This window comes from Oleiphilus messinensis (assembly GCF_002162375.1).
Classification (GTDB): Bacteria; Pseudomonadota; Gammaproteobacteria; order Pseudomonadales; family Oleiphilaceae; genus Oleiphilus; species Oleiphilus messinensis.
The window spans coordinates 3,009,625-3,029,139 of the sequence record NZ_CP021425.1; the positions used below are offsets into that span (position 1 = coordinate 3,009,625).

Here is a 19,515-nt window from a genome sequence, read left to right on the forward strand (position 1 = left end):
ATACCTGAACTATTCCGTTATTTTTTCCAGAAACGCATCCAGCTGATCCACATCGAAGCCGTCGAAATCAATATCCGAAGGGGTGAGTACTTCTTCTTTTTGCGCTGTGGTATGGGCAATAATGGCGTTAATTCTGTCGTTAAGGCTGGTTGAAATAGCTATGAGCATGGCTTGATTGAGATATCGGCTATCCCCTTGAAGCTCCCATTCCAGCACGTTATTCCGTATTAGCAGGACCAGATCCAGACAGGGCCCTGTATAATTTTTGGCACGGGTATGATTTGCCAATGGCGCATGATTAGCTCCGGTGGATTCATCCGCCAATTTAAACAGATTAGCACCAAATTCAGTGCCAAATTCACCCAGGTAGTTGAACGCGACCAAGGGCAGCGAAGGTACGGTTACACCGTCTTTATTGGATTCAGGCCGATAGAACTCATGACTGAATCCTGCGCCTTTTTCCGGGATCGAACGTAGCGTTTCCTTCACGATTTTAATGTACCGGTCATAGTCTGTTTTCTGGCCGAGACTATTTTCTGTCTTTAAACTGTTTTCCAACACACAACTGTTTTCTCTCTTAAAACAAACCGGATACAGGCTGGTAAACCAGCCTACGGCGCGACTTAAGTCGAGAGCAGGTTCATGTTGATCTGACGTATTCAATAATCCTGTTTCCCGACCATGGCCTTCCATCAATAACCACGGGTCAATGCCAAAATCGTCCAATGTGATCAAAAACGCAGTGGCGAGCAATTCTTCGGTACGGGTGCTGTAACTTTGATTGGCATGAGTGAGCAGTTGATCTGTGAGTTCAGGATCAAGGCTTTGTTTCTGGGTAATACGTTGTGGCGAAATTTTGTCTGTTTGTGGGGGTATTGCAATCTGGTATTGATCTGCGAGGGCGGTAAATGGCGCAATGAAATCCATTTCAGCCAACTGTGTGATGATCGATTGCCAAAAAAGAGATGGTTTTTGTCGAGTAGATTGTTGGACGCTGGCAAGCCAGTGCAGGAATGAGCAAGACTCAACCATTGCCAGGGACTCCGGCCTGGTAATCAAGGTAGCCGGTTCTGTTATCAACTCAGCAAGATCACTGATAATAATCCGCCAGGATACCGCATCGACAATCAAGTGGTGGGCTACCAGAAGGAGTCGTTGCTCAACAATATCAGCCGTATCCCCATTGCTAATATTAAACAGCACAACTTTGATCAATGGCGCTGACTGAATCGAGAACGATGATTGGTATTGGTTCGCGTATTGCGTTAAATCAGTTGCAGATTTGATCTGCTCCACTTTGCAGATATCTGATATTTTAATTGAAGAAGGTTCGTTAAGAGTCTGAAACCATTTGTTTTCTTTAGTTTGAAATGACAATCGTAATGCACTGTGATTTGAAACTAACACGGTTAACGCCGATTCAAGTTGGGCAATCGAAATGGGGGCTTCAGGTTTTAACAGTACAGATTGATTGTAGTGGTTTTGTAATTGTTCATTACCATCCGAGTGATGATTAAGGAACCAATATTGTATTCCTGAAACCGGAACCTGTGTGATCACGTTGGATGAGGCATCTTGATCAATCGGTTTCGAGTTAACCTCCTGAATGTGTGGTGCAAGTTCTCTGATACTTTGGTGGTCGAACAGGGCTTTGACAGCCATAATCCAGCCCTGGCTCTTTAATCGGGATGCCACCTGAAGTGCTTTGATTGAATCACCGCCAAGGTTGAAAAAACGGTCATCCAGGCTAAAAGTTTCCATTTTTAATACCGCAGACCAGGTATCGTAAAGAACTTGTTGTTGCAGGCTGTGGAATTCAGGACGCTGGGTATTGATCGCATGGGTATGATTGGAATGTGAATCCATAGCCTGTAGAGATTTCTGTTTCTGTAAAGCGCGTCGGTCTATTTTGTAGCTTGCTGTTTTTGGAATGACTGCTACCTGATAGAAGTGATGCGGAACCATATAAGTTGGTAATCGTGTCAGACAGTGATCTCGTAAATCATCCGGCAGGATCGTGACTTCCGATGTGAAAAACGCTTCCAATTCGTCATCGATAACCTGACAAACCGCTTCTTGAATAGCCGGATGTGAAACTAGAATCTGCTCAATTTCCTCCGTTTCGATCCGATAACCCCGAACTTTTACTTGATGATCCCGGCGTCCAACAAAGTGGAGGTTACCCTCGGTATCCCAAAATCCGATATCACCGGTACGGTAGCCTGATGGCGTGAAAACATCACGGGTTAGCGCTGCCCGGTTCAGGTAGCCTGAGCCGACCCCTGCGCCGGAAATGACGATTTCGCCGGGGACTGAAATTGGCATATCGTTGAATTCGGAATCACACACCCGAATGCTGACGCCGGGTAAGGGCTTCCCGATTGCGGTGGCAGTGGACCTGTTCTGGTTTTTGTCAGAACGGGGTACGATAAAGGCTGACGCATCAACACAGCATTCAGTTGGCCCGTAGAGATTGACCAGCTGGGTGTGGGGGTTCTGAGCGTAAAAGCGCTTGACCAGATCGGGTGGGAGGGCTTCTCCACCGACCAGGCAATAGTCAGCGGTTAACTCAGCCACGGTTTCCTGATTAACCATAATGTTGAGCAGCGTCGGTGTACAATCGAATACATTGATGCTTTGCGCATTGAGATAATCGACTAACGCTTCCGGCTGCAAGCGGAGTGCTTCAGGTACGATTGTCAGTTTGTGACCGAGTGCCAGGGCTGCAAAGATCTGTTGAACTGATGCATCAAAAATCGGGTTGGCAATAAGTGCGATATTGATGGGCGCAACATATTGGCAGTAAATGAGCGTGTGGAGGCCGTGCACCAGGTTCATCACATTTTTATGATGTAAAACCGCGCCTTTTGGCAGGCCAGTTGAGCCCGATGTGAAGATACAATAGGCAATATCTTCTGGTGAGACTTGAAAGTCTACACGATACTTTGATTCCGAAGTTGAGGCTGAGGACTTGTCTTCTGCTGAGGGCTTTTCTCCAGCTAAAGGCTCTTCTCCAGCTAAAGGCTCTGACGTTAAGCTCGACAATTGGAGTAATTCGAGTGCGGCATTTGGATTCAGGTTATCGGCCTGACCGCTGTCGATTGATTTTCGATGCTGGTTGCGATATTCCGATACCAGTGGTGTGAGAGCCGGTGCAAGATTTTCATCTGTGATAAGGTATTGAAGTTTCGCGTCATTAATCTGACTCATCAATCGGGCAGGAGGGTGTTTACTATCCAGGGGGACGTACGCCATGCCCGCTTTTAAAACGCCCAGAATGGCAATAATGAGGTTATTCGAGCGTTGGACGCAGATACCCACATAGTTTGTCTGCAGATCGCCCCTAATCTGCCGTAACTTGCTGGCACACCGGGTCGCCAGCGTGTCGAGCTGGGCGTAGCTATAATGTCGAACTGTATCCGCTACAGCGATGGCTTGAGGCGAGTTGTTTGCGATTTGTTCGAAACGATCAACCAATGATTGACTCGCCACTGGTGATTGATCCGCCAATGGCAATTGATTTGCCGAATAACAGGTTTCAATAGTGCGGGATTGAAACTGTTTAATCCGTTCAATCTCTTTATCAGGCATCATCTTGATCGCTGACAACAGAATATCCGGTTGTTCCAATACTTCTTTCAGAATGTTAAGGAAATACTCATTGAGCCGGACAATGGTTTCTGCTTTATATAATTCAGTGCTGTATTCGAATTCACATTGGAACTGATTGCCAACCATGCTCATGATGAGCGTCAGGTCGAATTTTGCGCTTTGTCGGCGAATCATTCTTGGTTGAATGCTTAATCCGGGTAGACTTAAGTTGCCCATGGGTACGTTTTGCATCAGAAACATGACTTGCGTTAAAGGCTCGTAAGTCGAATGACGCTCGGGGCTAATCTGTTCAATCAATTGATCAAAAGGCATTGATTGGTGTTCAAAGTCTGATAAGACGGAGGTTTTCACTTGTTGTAAGAGTTCAGAAAAAGTAATGTTTTCTTGAATCTGAGTTCTCAGTGCCAAAGTGTTTACGAAAAAGCCGACCGTTTTTTCGACTGCAGTTGTGTGACGGTTTGCGGTTTGGGTGCCAACGATGAGATCTCGACATCCGGACAGGCGATACAGCAGGATGTTGAATGCGCTAAACAGCAGCATAAAGGTACTACATCCTTGTTTCCGGGCCTCTTCACTCAACGCGCGGGAGAGGTTCGCATCAAGGGTCGAAAAATAACTTTCCCCGTTGTATTTGCGTTGTTGCGGCCGGGGATAATCGTGCATAACCTCCAAAAGTTCGGGCGCTTCAAGCAACCGGGATTTCCAATAACCTACGTGATTGGGCAATTCCTGGGTGCGATATACATTTTGCTGCCATGTTGCATAATCCGGATATTGGTCAACATCTGGCGTCAGTCCCGTTACAAGGTCTGTGTGATGACTATTTCCGGTCTCAAGGTAATGCTGGTAAGCCAATGCTAACTCTCGAGTGAGCAAACCTTTGGACCACCCATCCGCAATAATATGGTGGAGTGTGATAACCAGAATGGCATGTTGCCCACCAAGCTTGAATAAACAGCTTCTCAGTAGTGGTGCGGTACTTAGGTCAAATGTACTCTGGATTTCCAGATCAATGCGTTTTGCAATGTCTGCATCGCTGCAACCTTCAAGGCTTTCGATACTGTGGGGAAGGAGAGCCTCGGGGAGGATTTCCTGCAGAACAATCTCTTCGCCATTCTCTTGTTCCGCTTTGATAAATCGTGTTCGCAATGCCTGATGACGATTAATGAGACTCTGAAGGGCCCGCTCCAATGCACTCTCATCCAACGTGCCGACCAGGTCAAGGGCTTCAGGTATGTTGTAACTGAAATCAGATTCGGGTGCCAACTCGTGAATAAACCAAAGTCCCCTTTGGTTGAATGAGAGCGGCGCGGTGAATGCAGCGGTTGATTTTGGCCCTAAATTTGATTGCGCATCGGATTGCGTTTTATCGGTCAGATACGCGATGATCTCCGCCTTGTGGGCTTTTAATTGCCCCAGAATTTCAGGTGTGATTGCACCCTTGGGAGCCTTGTACCGAAGTTGACCTTCGTCCAGCCACAAACGAACGTGCAACGCTTCAAGATTCTGGATAAGTACAGAAGGGTTCACTAGATTACGCCCTCATCCATTTCATGCGCTTCTTGCGCATCGCTACCGCCCAGGACGTTGACTAACTCTGCAATGGTCGGGTTCTGGAACAGCGTACTGACTGATAATTCCGTGCTTAAATTCTGTTTTATCCGGGACACCAATTTAATTGCAATGAGGCTATCGCCTCCGAGGGCATGGAAATTGTCGTCTCTCGATACCGTCTTAATGCCGAGTACGTCCTGCCAGATTATGGCTATTTGGTGCTCCCGGTCACTTTGATAGTGCACAGTCGAGATTTGTTCAGCATTGTCATCAGGCGTATCGGGCTCAACAGTGCTTTTCAATCCAGCAGCCCGGAGTTGCTGCGCATTAGCGATCATTTGCTCAACGGGATGCTCGGACATCACGAAATGATGCAGGGGAGACCCATCTGCGGAGGCGTTAACCATTCTGAAAAAGGCATCTACACCTTCCTCTGTCGTCATGCCGCCTGCGGGTAGTGCGCCTGTTTTCTGCAGATGGAGGCGTTCAAACGCATTCGCCATACCGACAGAAGTCCAACGCTCCCAGTTAATTGTGAAAGCGGGATACCCCTGCTGCTGCAGGTATTCGGCAAAACTATCTACGCAGCTGTTTGCGGCACAGTACTCTGAATCACCACTACCCGGTGAAATCGCACTAATTGAGGATGAGAGCGCGATAAATTTAAGTGACTGGTTTTGGCTATCTACACGGGACGCTCCGCGAGAAACGGCATTAATCAGGTTAACGGTACCGTAGACCTTGGCGATAAATTCTCCGGATTGCGCTTCAGGTGTCTTGAGCTCAATCGGCCCCCTGTTCTCTGTTGCGGCACAATGGATAATGCCGGTAACCGGGGGCAAGGCTTGCAATACCGGAGCCAAAGCCGTTTCTACTTGCTCGGGATTGCCAATATCCACTGCAATACAGGACACATTTGCTTTTAGTGCTCTGAGCAAATTAATCCGGTCAGGTATATTGTCCACGGAGCTTAACGGCATCGCAGTATTTGATACTTGCTTATCTGCGGGCACGGCATCAGCCGGTTGACATGCCAGGATCAAACCACAGTTACCCGGATTGTTCGGATCCAGGCTATCGCGACCAAAAGTGGAAACATTTTCATATCCAGATGCTTGCAGGAGCGTCTGCCAGCTTTGCAGAGAGATGAGAGGGCTGTCCGTACGAAGATTGTCTTTGAAATACCACCACCCCTCCGCCAATCCATAGACCATGTTGGTCCAGGTTTCAGTCCGGGTGGATTCAAGCAGGCACAGCCAGCCGTTCGACTTTAACAAGCGTTTGAGTTGTTTGCAGGTTACTGGAAGATCCCGGGTTGCGTGAATGGCATCTAGTTCAAGTACCAAATCAAAGCTGTATTCGTCGAAACCCTGTTCCTCGGGTGCAATACCGGCATCGTATGTTGCAAAGGACATGTTTTTGCAATGGGCAAACTTGTCTTGCGCCTCCAGTACAAATGACCTTCCCAGGTCGGTGAAGTGGTACTCGATTTGCTCATCCTGAATAGCCGGGAGAATCCAGTTGGTGAGTATCCCGGTTCCTGCGCCGACTTCCAGAATCCTCAAGGGGCCAGAGCTATGTTGCTTATGATGTTCCAGCCGATCTTTGATCAGGTGTTGCAGAAGTTGTCCGTAGACACGGTGATGGGTATGTTCTGCAGTTTGTTTGACCGTTTCAGCCAGCAGTGAAGGTTGGCCTTTGGGATACAGTACACTAATCGCCTCAACTTCTCCGGTCAGTGCGGCTTTATATCGGGTCGTACAATGGTTCATGAATTCAACCATTGGATAAAACCCTGGAAAGTCACTGGCGAATTTCTGAAGCTGGGTTGCAATCGCTTGTTCAGAAAGTAAGGGTTTACACCAACTATAGCGATCTGAGTCTCGTTCGAGGTGCCCACTTTCTTCAAGGATCTCATGCATCCATTCGAAGAATTTTTCGAATCGGGGTAAAACGGCGAGTTCCCGAGTCGAGAAACCGTCAGAATCCGGACTGCTTTGAGCAACGGAGTGCACGAAGTTCGCCAATAACGAAGTACAGAGTGCACCCAATGCTTGTCTCAGGTTTTCATAGTCATCTACAGATTTAATCGCGTATTCGTTGAGTAACTGTTGCTCAAAGTCCCCAGTGTTTTGCGGCGGGCACCACGCTGGCCTTGTTTGTTTTTCTGTAGTTTGTGTCTCAGTAGAACTAATAGAACCGACAGTCGCTTCAGTTGGAGGAGTAGTGCGACCGAGGAGAATAATATTAGCCTGCTCCCGACGTGCCAGTCCTTCAGCGATTTGCAGTCCAATGCCGCCAAATCCCCCGGCAATGACATATGTGTTTCGATAGTCTTGTGCTTTGCTTGTGATTACCTGATCAGGCAAGTGTAGTTTGTCAAATGCTCTCACCCAGCGCTGGGTTTTATTCATTAGCAAGGGCTGTCTTAGTGCGACCCAGTAGAAATTCCGGGCACCATTGCTTTCACTCTCGGATCCGAATGCTGATGTACATTCACTGATGATCGTATTACACAATTGTTTTATCGATTCCGACTGACCGGTTTGATTGGTATCTGGATTGCCAAAGCGGGGGACTTCGATATCGATACATTGGCATTTGATCTGGTCATACTCCAGTTGCGCAACTTTGATCGGGCCGAGCAGTGCCGCTTGAGCCGGTAAGATCGCATCCAGTCCGCAAGGCGAACAGGTACCTGTGGTCAGCGCGTGGATCTCAATGTGGCGACTGGGAAAAATGTGGTTCCAGGCCTGGAGTAAATGGGTGAAACCAACATAACCTGATTCGAGTTGCTGGGTTAACGTTGTCGAGTCAGGTATTTGCCGCTTGCCATATTGCTCGCTTGATTGTGAATCTATGCCTTCAAGCGGTAGTGCATAGATGATTTTATCTGGAATCGTATTCTCGAATTTACCATGCTCCAAGTAGCCCTGTAATTGTACTTTCAAATTCTTGATTTGAGGTACTTCTACACAGTCAACTAAAGCTCCGGCTTGTTTTAATGATGTTTCGATATCGTCCCGTAATGATCCCGGACTCATCAGCAATAACCAACGATTATCAAGTCGTTGCGCCCGTGGAACTGGGGCAAGCTGTTTCCAGATTGGTGTGTAGAACCAATCTTTTACCGGTGACCGCACATCGCCTGTGGGGATCGAATTTTCCTGTCTTCCGAAGCCTGGTCGGTGATTCTGATGCTGACCAGCTTGCGCACGATCGATCCAGAAACGTTGCCGCTGGAATGGATACCCTGGTAAATGAACTCTACGAATTACCTGTGTATCCAAGCGGTCGGCATAAAATGCGCTCCAGTCTATTGTCGTCTCCAGACGCCAGAGAGCGCCAACAACTTCTAATAGATTGGCGGTTTGGCCTTCGGTTGAAAATGCTTTACCTCGCCAGTCCTGGGTGCAGGCAAGTGCTGTGAGAGCTTTTCCCGGGCCTGACTCGATAACGATTTCTGCATGGCCCTGTAGTTGCTCGAGCCCGTTGGCAAATTGTACCGTAGACATCATTTGTGCGACCCAGTACTCGGGTGAACACGCCTGTTCGGGAGACAAACATGCTCCCGTCAAGTTACTCATTACCGGTAGCTTGGGTGCACTTAATGGAATTGCTGACATCAAATCTTGCAGAGGCGCTTTCACAGATGCCATGAGTTGCGAATGGAATGCGCCGCTGGTTCGAAGTTGTTTGACGGGAATATTGTGTTCTTCCAGTATTTGAGCAAATTCTGCAATTTGAGCTGAGTGACCGGAAATGGTTGTGCTCAGCGGACCATTAATTCCCGCGACCGTAAGTGACTCAAACAGGTGCTCTTTTAATAAAGAAAGACAGTGGCTGGCATCGGAACCCACCGCGAGCATTGCACCGCTCTCCGTTGCCTGCATCCAGGCACCTCGCGAGGTCACAATTTTCAGACCGTCCTCCAGAGAAAAGACTCCGGATTGGCATGCTGCGACATATTCGCCCAAGCTATGACCGAGAAATGCAGAAGGGCGAATGCCCAGGCTTTTTAATAATTCTGCTGTGGAATAACAAACTGAAAACAAAACAGGTTGTGCAATTGCAGTTTGCCGCAGGGTATCCTCAAGCTTCTGGTTATCCATGGTTTCAGAGAGCATGGATAGTTGCAGCAGGTTTCGAATGTCACCAGCAAAGGATTGACTGATTTCGGGATCAAAATAGTTTTTCAGGATTTCTGCACAGGTATCGAGCGCTGTGCGAAAAACTGCAAAGCACTCATAATATTGCGATGCCATTGCAATTGTTTGAGAGCCTTGTCCGGGGAATAGAAACGCGACTCTAACCGGGGCCTTCGGAATGGTATAAATCGTATCTTGACGCTGGGCTGCTGTTCTGAGGCCCTCAATCAAGGCTGCACGTGTTGATGCCACGAAGTGGAAGCGATATTTGAATACACGCCGTCCCTGCGCGAGCGTGAAAGCAATGTCCTTTAATGAAGGTGCGTCTGCTTCATTCATTCCCGCCAAGTAATCTGCAAGTTCGAGCTGCATATCACGCAAGCTCTCTGTTGATTTTGCAGAAAGCACAAAAAGCTGCGCGTCACTATTGAGCGCGTGTTGTGATGGCGATGAGCTGTCGCTTGAGCTCGTCTGGCTGGGGGAAAGTGTCAGATTGATTCGGCTGATATCAGGCGCTTCTTCCAGTATGACATGGGCATTCGTGCCGCCCACCCCGAACGAGCTTACTCCCGCCCGAAGTGGATAAATCGATTCCCACGGCAATGTTTCGGTATTTACGAAGAAGGGGGATTGTTCGAGATTCAGTTTGGGGTTAGGCGTTTTAAAGTGTTTGGTAGCCGGGATGGTCTTGTGTTTTATTGCAAGCGCCGCCTTAATCAGACCTGCCATACCCGCTGCTGTATCCAGATGTCCAAAATTGGTCTTTACCGAACCCAGAGCGCAGAACTGATTTTGTTCGGTATCCAGCCTGAATGCCCTGGTAAGCGCTGCGACTTCAATCGGGTCACCCAATGGTGTTGCGGTACCATGGGCCTCAATAAAACCGATGGTATGTGCCGGAATATCGGCAAGAGCCTGTGCTTCAGCTATGACTTCTGCTTCTCCGGTTTCACTCGGCGCAGTATAGCCTATCTTGTCTGAACCATCATTATTGAGCGCTGAAGCTCGAATAACGGCGTAAATATCATCGCCATCAGCGAGGGCATCTTCCAGTCGTCTTAGTAATACGACACCGACACCACTGCCACCAATGGTTCCTTTTGCATCTGCATCAAAAGCACGACAAACGCCGTCAGGTGAGGGGATGCCACCGTCTTGATAAAGGTAGCCTTCTTCCTGGGGAATCCGGATTGTAGCCGCACCGGCCAATGCCATGTCAGACTGGCAATCCAGAAGGCTTTGGCAGGCTAGGTGAACTGCAACCAGAGATGTTGAGCAGGCCGTATTGATATTTATGCTGGGGCCTTTGAGATTGAGCTTGTAGCTCACTTTACTCGGGGCGAAATCCTTATCGTTGCCAATCAATAACTGGTAGTCCATGTCCGGACCGGTCAACTCCGGATGGGTCATGATATTTTTTAAAATATAGGTTGGCATGCCGATTCCGGCAAACACCCCGATCCGATTTTCATCGCCCTGACCATGGTGCCCGGAATCCTCCAGTGCATGCCAGCAACACTCCAGAAATAATCGATGTTGAGGGTCCATCATTTCTGCTTCTCTGGGACTGTAGCCAAAAAATGCAGCATCGAAACGGTCATACCCATCGAGCCGTCCGCGCCGTGGCACGTAAGCAGGGTTGTTGAGCTGTTCTGGAGCCACGCCAGCTTTGGCGAGCTCTTCGGAGCTGAACGTCGTAATCGAGTCGGTCTGGTTGATCAGGTTTGACCAGAATTCCCGAATGTTCTTTGCTCCAGGGAAACGGCAATCCATACCAATTATGGCGATGGCATCCGATGGAACTTGCGGGAGCGTATTATCCTTCATACCTGATTCATTCCTCTTGGTCTGCGTTGTCTTGAACGCGCTTGTTTTTGTTGTTTTACCCGATCTGCGAGCCCGGAAAGCGGAGTCAAGCTCAGCTGATCAAGAAAGCTGGCTTGTTGCGAAATGGTTGTGTAGCGGAACAGGTCCATCAGTTTGATTTCGTAGCCTGCCTGAGTGATGTCTCGGTGGATATCCACAAGGAGGAGTGAATGACCGCCTGCATCGAAGAAATTTTCATCATGTTGGATGTCATCTCGTTGTAAAGCCGCAAACCAGGCTTGCTCCAGGATAGTAACTGTTGCGTTGAGGGGGGCAGCATGTTTCTGGTTCGATGCACTGTTCTTCGGGGCGATTCCCGCCAGTAAAACGGCTTCCGGATGATTTGCCAGCGCTTTCCGATCGACTTTTCCGTTACTGTTAAGAGGTAATGCCGGTAAAGTGAAATATTGGGCGGGAATCATATATTCCGGCAGGTTTTTTCTGAGCGCGTTTTTCAAGTAGTCAACAGATAGCGACGCACTTTCCGGGGACGGCGCTGTTGTGGTCAGGTAAGCTACGAGGTGCTTGGTTGCTGTATCTGACTTTGAAACCACGGCTTGAGTGACATGTTCAATGCGATTGAGCCGATCTTCAATTTCGCTGAGTTCCACACGGAAACCCCTTATTTTCACCTGGAAGTCTGCGCGTCCAAGAAAATGAATATTCCCCTGTTCATCGCGTTTAACCAGATCGCCGGTTCGATAATAGGCATCTCCGGAGGAAATAAAATGTTTTGCGTTCAAGTCCGGACGTTTCAGGTAGCCTTTTGATATCCCGGTACCACTGATATAGAGTTCACCAACGATACCAAATGGCACTTCGGTCATGTGATCATTGAAAACATGTAGTTGATAGTTACTGAGCGCATAACCTACGGGAATATGTGGTTTCTCACAATCTACGGGTTGAACACAATGCAGCGAGCTCCAAACGGTTGCTTCAGTCGGGCCGTAGAAGTTATATACGGGTAAATTAAAGCGTTGTAGTTGACTCGCCAGCTTTCCGGTCAGTGCCTCTCCGCCACAGCATATGGCCCTGAGCTGGAAAGGGAATTGATTTTCATGGGTCAGGTGTTCAATCAGTTTTTGCCAGACACTGGGCGTAAGGTTAAGGAGAGTGACCCCTTCCTGTTTTACCAGTTCATGGAGGCGAGCAGGATTGTAGCGCGCTTCATCGTCAACAATGACGAGTGTACCTCCGGTTAACAAACATCCCCAGATTTCCCAGACAGAATAATCGAAACTATAGGAATGGTAGACTGTCCAGATATCGTCGTGTGTCAGTCGTAATGTTTTCTGCAGCCCGGATATCAAATTCATGACTTGGTGATGCTGGATCGGAACGCCCTTGGGTTTACCTGTCGAACCTGATGTGAAAATACAATAGGCTGTATTGGGTTCAATGGTGCATCGGGGGTTGTCCTGCTCATCTGGCAACTGTTTAATCGAACTGAAATCATTGTTGCCGACAATAACGACAGATCTAACGGGTAGAGATGCGGACTGAGCAGAACAATGACTGTCGGTAATAATTGTCTGTGCATCAGAATCTTCAATGATCATCGCGATTCGTTCTGCAGGGTAAGCGTAGTCCAAGGGGACATAAGCGCACCGACATTTCAGAATAGCGACCAGCGTGACAATTTGATCGATTCCCTTCGGGAGTAATACTGCGATTGTACCCTGTTCCCTGACGCCGATTGATTGCAGGTAGCCACTTAGCTGGTCAGACCGGGTTTCCAGTTCACCGTAGGTCAGGCTTTGTCCCTGGAAACGTAAGGCAATATGGTCAGGATGCTGCTTAATCTGCTCACTCAGTCGTTGCTCTAGCCGTTTTGGGGAGGCGTGGGGAGTGGGAGCCGGGTTTATCTGTTTAAGTATATCGCGTTCTTGTTGAGTGAGTGCCGGGAGTGAGAGCGGGTGGCTTTGACTATATCGATCGTCACCGATTGCACGCAGGAGTTGTTGGTAGTGCTCGATAAGGTTACGTATGGTTTCGGGTTTATATAATGCTCGATTATATACAAATTGACCGTCAATTGAGTCCTTTGATTGCCACAACTGAACTTCCAGGTCTCCGGTTACACTTTGCCGATCCAGATCAACGGGGGTAACGTTCAAACCTTTGAGTTTAAGCTCCGGGTGGGGCGAATGATCAGGTGCATTGTTGAGCGAAAAAACGGTTTGGATGAGCGGATTGAATGATAAATCCCGTTTTGGTTTAAAGTGCTCAACCAGTTTTTCAAAGGGGAGTTCCTGATGTTCAAATGCGCCGGTACAGAAAGTCCGGATGCGCTCGAGATAGCTGGAAACCGTATCCTGAGGTTGTATCTGGATGCGAATGGGCAGGGTGTTCACGAAATACCCGAGCATGCCCTCCAATTCAGTGTGATTTCGGTTGGCTATTGGTGAGCCTATAAGTAGATCTTTTTGGCCCGTATAACGATTGAGTAATAAGCCGAAACCCGCCATCAGGAGCATATACAGGGTCATATGATGTTGTGCTGCCCTGTGCTTCAATCTTTGCAAGTCGGTACTCGAAATGATGATCCGTTCTACTGCGGCCTGGTAGGTTTGAACCGGGGGGCGCTGAAAATCGGGCGGGATTTCGACGCGAGTGGGGGCACCTGCCAATGCGGCGCGCCACCATTCAAATTGTTTTGGTAAGATATGATCGCGATATTGACCATGCTGCCACCGTGTATAGTCATCGTAGGTGATCGCGAGTGGTGTTAATTTCTCGTGTTCATGTGCGTCACCGGATTCATATTGACTATAGAGGTCTGAGAGCTCCCGTACCATCAACCCGATTGACCATCCGTCAGTGATGATATGATGCAGGGTCAGTAACAGAGTGTGTTGTTGTCCCACGGAGTCGGTTTTATATAATCGAGCACGGAAAACTGGCCCGGTTTTCAAGTTAAACGGGGTATTGGCTTCGGTTCTGGCCAGATCTTTTATCCAGGCTGTTTTGTCTTTGACTCCGGTGGCATTGTTTTGCGCGTATTTATCCTCGATATCGGTAAGCGACATATCCGAATAGGCCAGTTCGAAGTTGTCACTACTCTGATACCGAATCTGTTCCGGGGTAGGGTAGTAGCTGTATAGAATTGGGTGCCGATCGATCAGTGCCTTGATAGCCTCTGACAGTGCTTTTGGATCGAGCGGGCCATCAATAAGCAGAGCCGCGGGCATATTGTATTCGTTCCCGCCATCTTCGAGCTCGTTCAGGAACCACAGTCTACGCTGTCCGAATGACAGGGGGGCGGGGGAGGCACTCTCTGGAGTTGACGATATGAAGTTCGAACGCGGGATGAAACGATCTGCTGCTGGCTGATCTTTTTCAGTCCGGTTTGATCGTGATAACGCTCGCAAGTGTTCCAGTAGTTCGGGTTTTCGAGCACGGATAACATCTACACAGCGGTTCAGTATCTTCGGCTCAAGGTTTTCTGCTGCGGATACAGACAGTTTATCCTGGTTCAAGGCTACACAGATATCCAAATCCGATAACTGTTTCAGCAGATCTTGAACCGGCAAGGAACAGAGTTCCGAAAAATGGGTATCTGCGGGCTCCAAAGGCATACCAATTCCCTATATTTCTATTTCGATACGTGCCTGTGGCTTATGATCACCTAGCACTTTAGCTAACGCGATTATGGTGGGCGCTTTAAAAAACTGGGCCACAGATAACGTAATTCCAGTTTGTTCCCGAATACGGGAAATGACTTGAGTTGCCATCAAAGAGTCGCCACCCAGATTAAAAAAGTCTTCAGTTCCATGCTTGATGCTGACTGCCAATACATCGTTGAAAATGGACGCTACAATGACTTCTTCTTCGGATGTCGCCTGGTAAGATGGCAAGGCGTATTCGGTACGGGGTTCGGTTTGATCAATAGGCTCGTAGTGTGCATTGTTATTCTCTTTTCCGTGTGTATTGTGCACAGAGGATGTGTTCTTGACGCCTGATTTTTCATTCAGGGAAAGTCGTGCCATCAAATCTTGAGTGGAAACGGCGATCTGAACCGTATTCGGCCTCTCCAGAATTGATTGGAACAGCGCTTGCCCTTCAGGGACTCTTATAGCATTGGTCGCAATTGACGATTTGTCAAAGTTGGAATGCGTGTCGGGGAAATCCCAGGCGTCCCAATTAATGGATAACCATTGTGCCCCGTGCTCCTTGGCCAGGTGGGCAATATAATGGTCGAGTGCGCTGTTCACTGCTGCGTACATATCGAGTTGATAACCACCAAGAATGCTGGCGAGAGACGACATACAGATAACCTGGTGCACTGGCTGATTTCGGATTGCTTCGGCGATGACCTCAGCCCCTTTGACTTTGCTATGGAACAAAGCATCAAAGTCCGCTTTTAGCTCTGCGACTTCGGTCGCTCGATTAGTGAGATGTTGTACTGACTGATATTGTCTTTGCAGTACGCGCTGCATGTCCGCTGCAGCATGAATGATTGAATTAATGTGTCCGAATCGTCTCACAGTCCTTTCAATCAGTTGTTTCATCCCGAACAATGAGCAAGTATCAACTTCCGCAGTTAATACCCGATGCAGATCTGGATCGAATACTTCTGTGTCTGGTGAAAATGTTATTGATGACAGTTTTCGTAACTGTTTCGATACATCTTCTGATGGTTTGGAGCGGTGAGCGAGTAAAACGCATACACCGGGGGTTTTAATCAGCTGTTCAGTCAGTGCTAAGGCGATTTTTCCAAACCCACCGGTTATCAAGTAGACCTGACAGTACTGTGCTTTAGTCCCAGTCTGAGTCGCGGAAACGGATGCTGTGACAGGAGGTTGTGATTTTATCTGAGCGGCTTGAGACCAAAGTGGTTGCCAGAGAAATTTGCCACGCAGCGCAGAGATACGCGGCGATGGCTTATCCAGTAGATTAAGAAAACAGTTTGCTGCCACGCTTGAATCGATCACATCCCATGATTCTACATCCAGCTGACATACGCAAAGATTGGGATAATTGTGCGGAGCGCCGGCGATAATACCGTTGAGTAACGCTGGGTTGGCGTCGAGGGTCTCATACCCAAGGTTTTCCTCGCCCGTGACTTCAAAGGCGCATTCGGTAATCACCAAAATGGTCGGAGTTATACCGGTCTTTAGCTGGTCTAAACGCGCCAATAGAATACTCAAGGAAACCGGGGGCAATGCATTTTCTGAATGTTGGCTTTGGAGCACTACATGAGCAGGATTATAGCCGCGCTCTTGGAGTAATAGGTAAATCTGGTCTATTTCAGTACAGGGGTCGAATCTGACTTCAAAGTGATCAGTTTCGTCTTGGCCAAAAATGGAAATCGTAGATGTCGCGATAACGATCACATGCTCGAAACTCAAGGCAAGTGCATCAACTATTGCACTCGAAGGTTGCTGTGCGAGCAATAGCACACAGGAATGACTCGATAACTTGGTTTTTCCAGCTTTCGCTACAATTCGATTGCCCCTTTGCCAATCACATTCATAAAGCCAGTGATCGATAGGTTTTCGTTCGAGCAGGCGTTTATTATCTAAATGACCCGTTCTGTCAGTATTGATAGTGTTTTGACGCTGATCGAGAACTGGCTTGAGCTCATGGTGATGGGGTTCAAATGGGTAAGGTGGGAGTGCAATGGGACGAGTTAAATTTGCGTTACTGACGTCGTGCTCGTATGCACGCCAGTCAATGTCATATCCCATTTGCCAGAGTTTCGCCAACAAAAGTAGGAGATTATTTATTTCGTTATCCGGGTTGTTTGAACCCAGTGATGAAATTACAACGGCGGAATTATTGACTATGCGCCTTGCGCAATGACTCAACCCTCGACCTGGTCCGACTTCAATATAGATGGGTATCGAGTCCGGCTGGCTTTTATCCAGTGATGCGAGATTGTCGGCAAAACGTACGGTGTTGCGCAAATGCATACACCAGTATTGTGGATCACAAATCGAATCGGTTGTGTGCCAGTTACCGGTAAGATTAGCCTGCAAGGCAATTTGTGGTTCAGCGATTGTGACCTGATCGAATAGAGATGAGAACGCATCCAGAACACCCGCCATCGATCGGGAATGGAAGGCATGCGAGGTGGCAAGTTTTTTAGCGGAAATACGGCGTGACGTTAAAATACACTCAAACTGTTGTATGCACTCTGCAGAACCGGCCAGAACAGTGCCTCGGTCGTGATTAAGCACCGCGATGTCCAGGGAGGCGCCTTGCGCCGCTTCCTGCAGGAGTTGCTTACAGCTTTGCTCATCCAGGGCAACCAGAAGCATCTCGCCAGAGGGCATACTTTGCATCAGGCGCGCTCGTTCCGAAACCAGTGTTAGCGCATCTCGCAATGTAAGTGCTTCACTGAAACAGGCAGCAACATATTCGCCCAAGCTGTGTCCCGCCAGGGCGTCGGGCTGGACGCCCCATGCCGAGAGTTGCATTGCGAGCGCATATTCGACTACAAATAGCGCGGGTTGAGTAAATTCGGTTTGATCCAGATTTTGGCTGACAGATTCAATATTGCGCTTGTTCAGCAGATTGTTTAGAAACTGGCTGACATGATGCGGAAGGATTTTCAGGCATTGGTCAACGGTTTCGCGAAAGGTTTGGCAATTGGCATAGAGCATTGTCCCCATCGCCAGTGTTTGGCAGCCTTGGCCCGGAAACAGGAAGCGTATTGAGAGCGGCGATTCAGTAACTTTTTCGATGTGATCCGGATTAAGTTGGCTCAGTTGTGAGAGCGCATCTTCCCGAGTATGCGCAATCAGAGTCGCACGAAATGGCAGAGGTGCTTTTCGCCGGAGTGAGTTTGCAATGTCATGAATAGATAACTTAGGCTGTCTTTCGATGAAATGCAGTAAATCGCGGGCATAGTGCAGACAGGCGTCTTGTGTTGCAGCACTGATTTGCAAGAGGGCAGGTGCATGACTTGATTTTGTTTTAAATTCAGCGTCTTTTGCAGGATTAGATAACGTTTCAGAATCTAATGCTGACGGAGCCTCTTGGAGTATGGCATGGGCATTTGTTCCACCCATACCAAACGAACTGACCGCAGCGATTCGTGCTGCTTGACCTTCGACATCCCAATTGCGTAAGCGAGATACCACTTCAAACGGCCCCTGGGCAAATGGAATCTCCGGGTTTGCCTCAGTGTAATGCAAAGTGGGCGGCAAGGCTTTGTGTTTGAGACACAGGATCGTTTTAATCAGACCCGCAATGCCTGATGCGGCGTCAAGGTGGCCAATGTTGGCTTTGACCGACCCGATGTAGCACTTTTCAGAAACACCGGCGAAACACTGATTCAGCGCTTTGATTTCGATAGGATCGCCCAACGCGGTTCCGGTACCATGGGTTTCGATATAGCTGATGTCTTCGGGCTGTATTCCGGCAAGCTCTTGAGCATCCAGTATGACATCAGTTTGTCCTTGGACACTGGGGGCTGTGAAACCCATTTTGTCAGCACCGTCATTATTGATGGCCGTGCTTTTGATTACGGCTTGAATGTCATCGCCATCTTCAAGCGCATCTTCAAGTCGTTTCAGCACGACGATCCCGGCACCACTTCCGATCACTGTGCCGTTAGCGGATTTGTCAAAGGGAGCACAGCGACCATTGGGCGACAATATCATCCCGGATTGAAAGCGAAATCCGGTCTCCTGTGGTATCTGGAGGGAAACGCCTCCGGCCAATGCGAGGTCACAATCTCCACTTAGCAGGCTTTGGCACGCAGTATGAACGGCGACCAGTGAGGTAGAGCACGCTGTTTGTACGGCGACAGCGGGACCCGTCAGGCCCAGCTTGTAAGCAATACGTGAGGCCAGGAAGTCTTTATCATTCAGTAATACGGCTTGATATAAATCGGCAGTATTCCGTGTATCCGTAACCGGCAACACGCGTTTGTGGAAATAGTTTCCGAGCCCGCATCCTGCAAAAATACCGGTTTTGGGGAGTGTATCAGACTGTCCGGGGGCCAGGCCTGAGGCTTCCATGGCTTCCCAGGCGCACTCAAGCAGCAAACGATGCTGTGGATCCAGTGTTTTGGCTTCTTTGCCGGTGAACCGGAAAAGGTTGTGATCGAAGGCATAGATATTTTTCAGGCGAGCGGTACGGCGGACATAATCAGGATGGCTGTATTCAGCCTCGCTGATTCCGGCCTCGTCCAATTCAAGGTTGCTCAGCGCTTCTACGCTTTCTATACCTGAACTTAAATTTTCCCAGAAAGCAGCAGGACTATTTGCTCCGGGAAAGCGGCATGCGATTGCAATGACCGCGATGTCTTGTCCGTTGTCCGATGCCTGATTTCTGGGTTCTTGAGTTCCGCTTGTTGCCATTCCTTCCACTTTCGTCGTTT

General features: G+C 48.5%; 4 protein-coding genes. All 4 read right to left on the minus strand.

The window, feature by feature from the left end; genetic code table 11:
* Positions 1 to 9: 9 nt before the first annotated feature.
* The 4 genes from OLMES_RS13195 to OLMES_RS13210 are packed head-to-tail and all read right to left on the minus strand — an operon-like array spanning position 10 to position 19,495.
* Positions 10 to 5,142, minus strand: a complete 5,133-nt coding sequence (locus OLMES_RS13195) for a non-ribosomal peptide synthetase (RefSeq protein ID WP_087461691.1) — start codon at positions 5,140 to 5,142, stop codon at positions 10 to 12.
* Positions 5,142 to 11,141: a type I polyketide synthase gene (locus tag OLMES_RS13200; protein ID WP_087461692.1), complete on the minus strand. Its 6,000-nt coding sequence runs from the start codon at positions 11,139 to 11,141 to the stop codon at positions 5,142 to 5,144. Before OLMES_RS13200 ends, OLMES_RS13195 begins: the two co-directional genes overlap by 1 nt.
* Positions 11,138 to 14,761 (minus strand): non-ribosomal peptide synthetase, encoded by a 3,624-nt coding sequence (locus OLMES_RS13205; protein ID WP_087461693.1) that lies wholly within the window; start codon positions 14,759 to 14,761, stop codon positions 11,138 to 11,140. The genes OLMES_RS13200 and OLMES_RS13205 overlap by 4 nt, the downstream gene beginning before the upstream one ends.
* 9 nt (positions 14,762 to 14,770) lie before the next feature.
* Complete coding sequence (locus OLMES_RS13210; protein ID WP_198343327.1) at positions 14,771 to 19,495, minus strand: type I polyketide synthase; 4,725 nt, start codon at positions 19,493 to 19,495, stop codon at positions 14,771 to 14,773.
* Positions 19,496 to 19,515 lie beyond the last annotated feature (20 nt).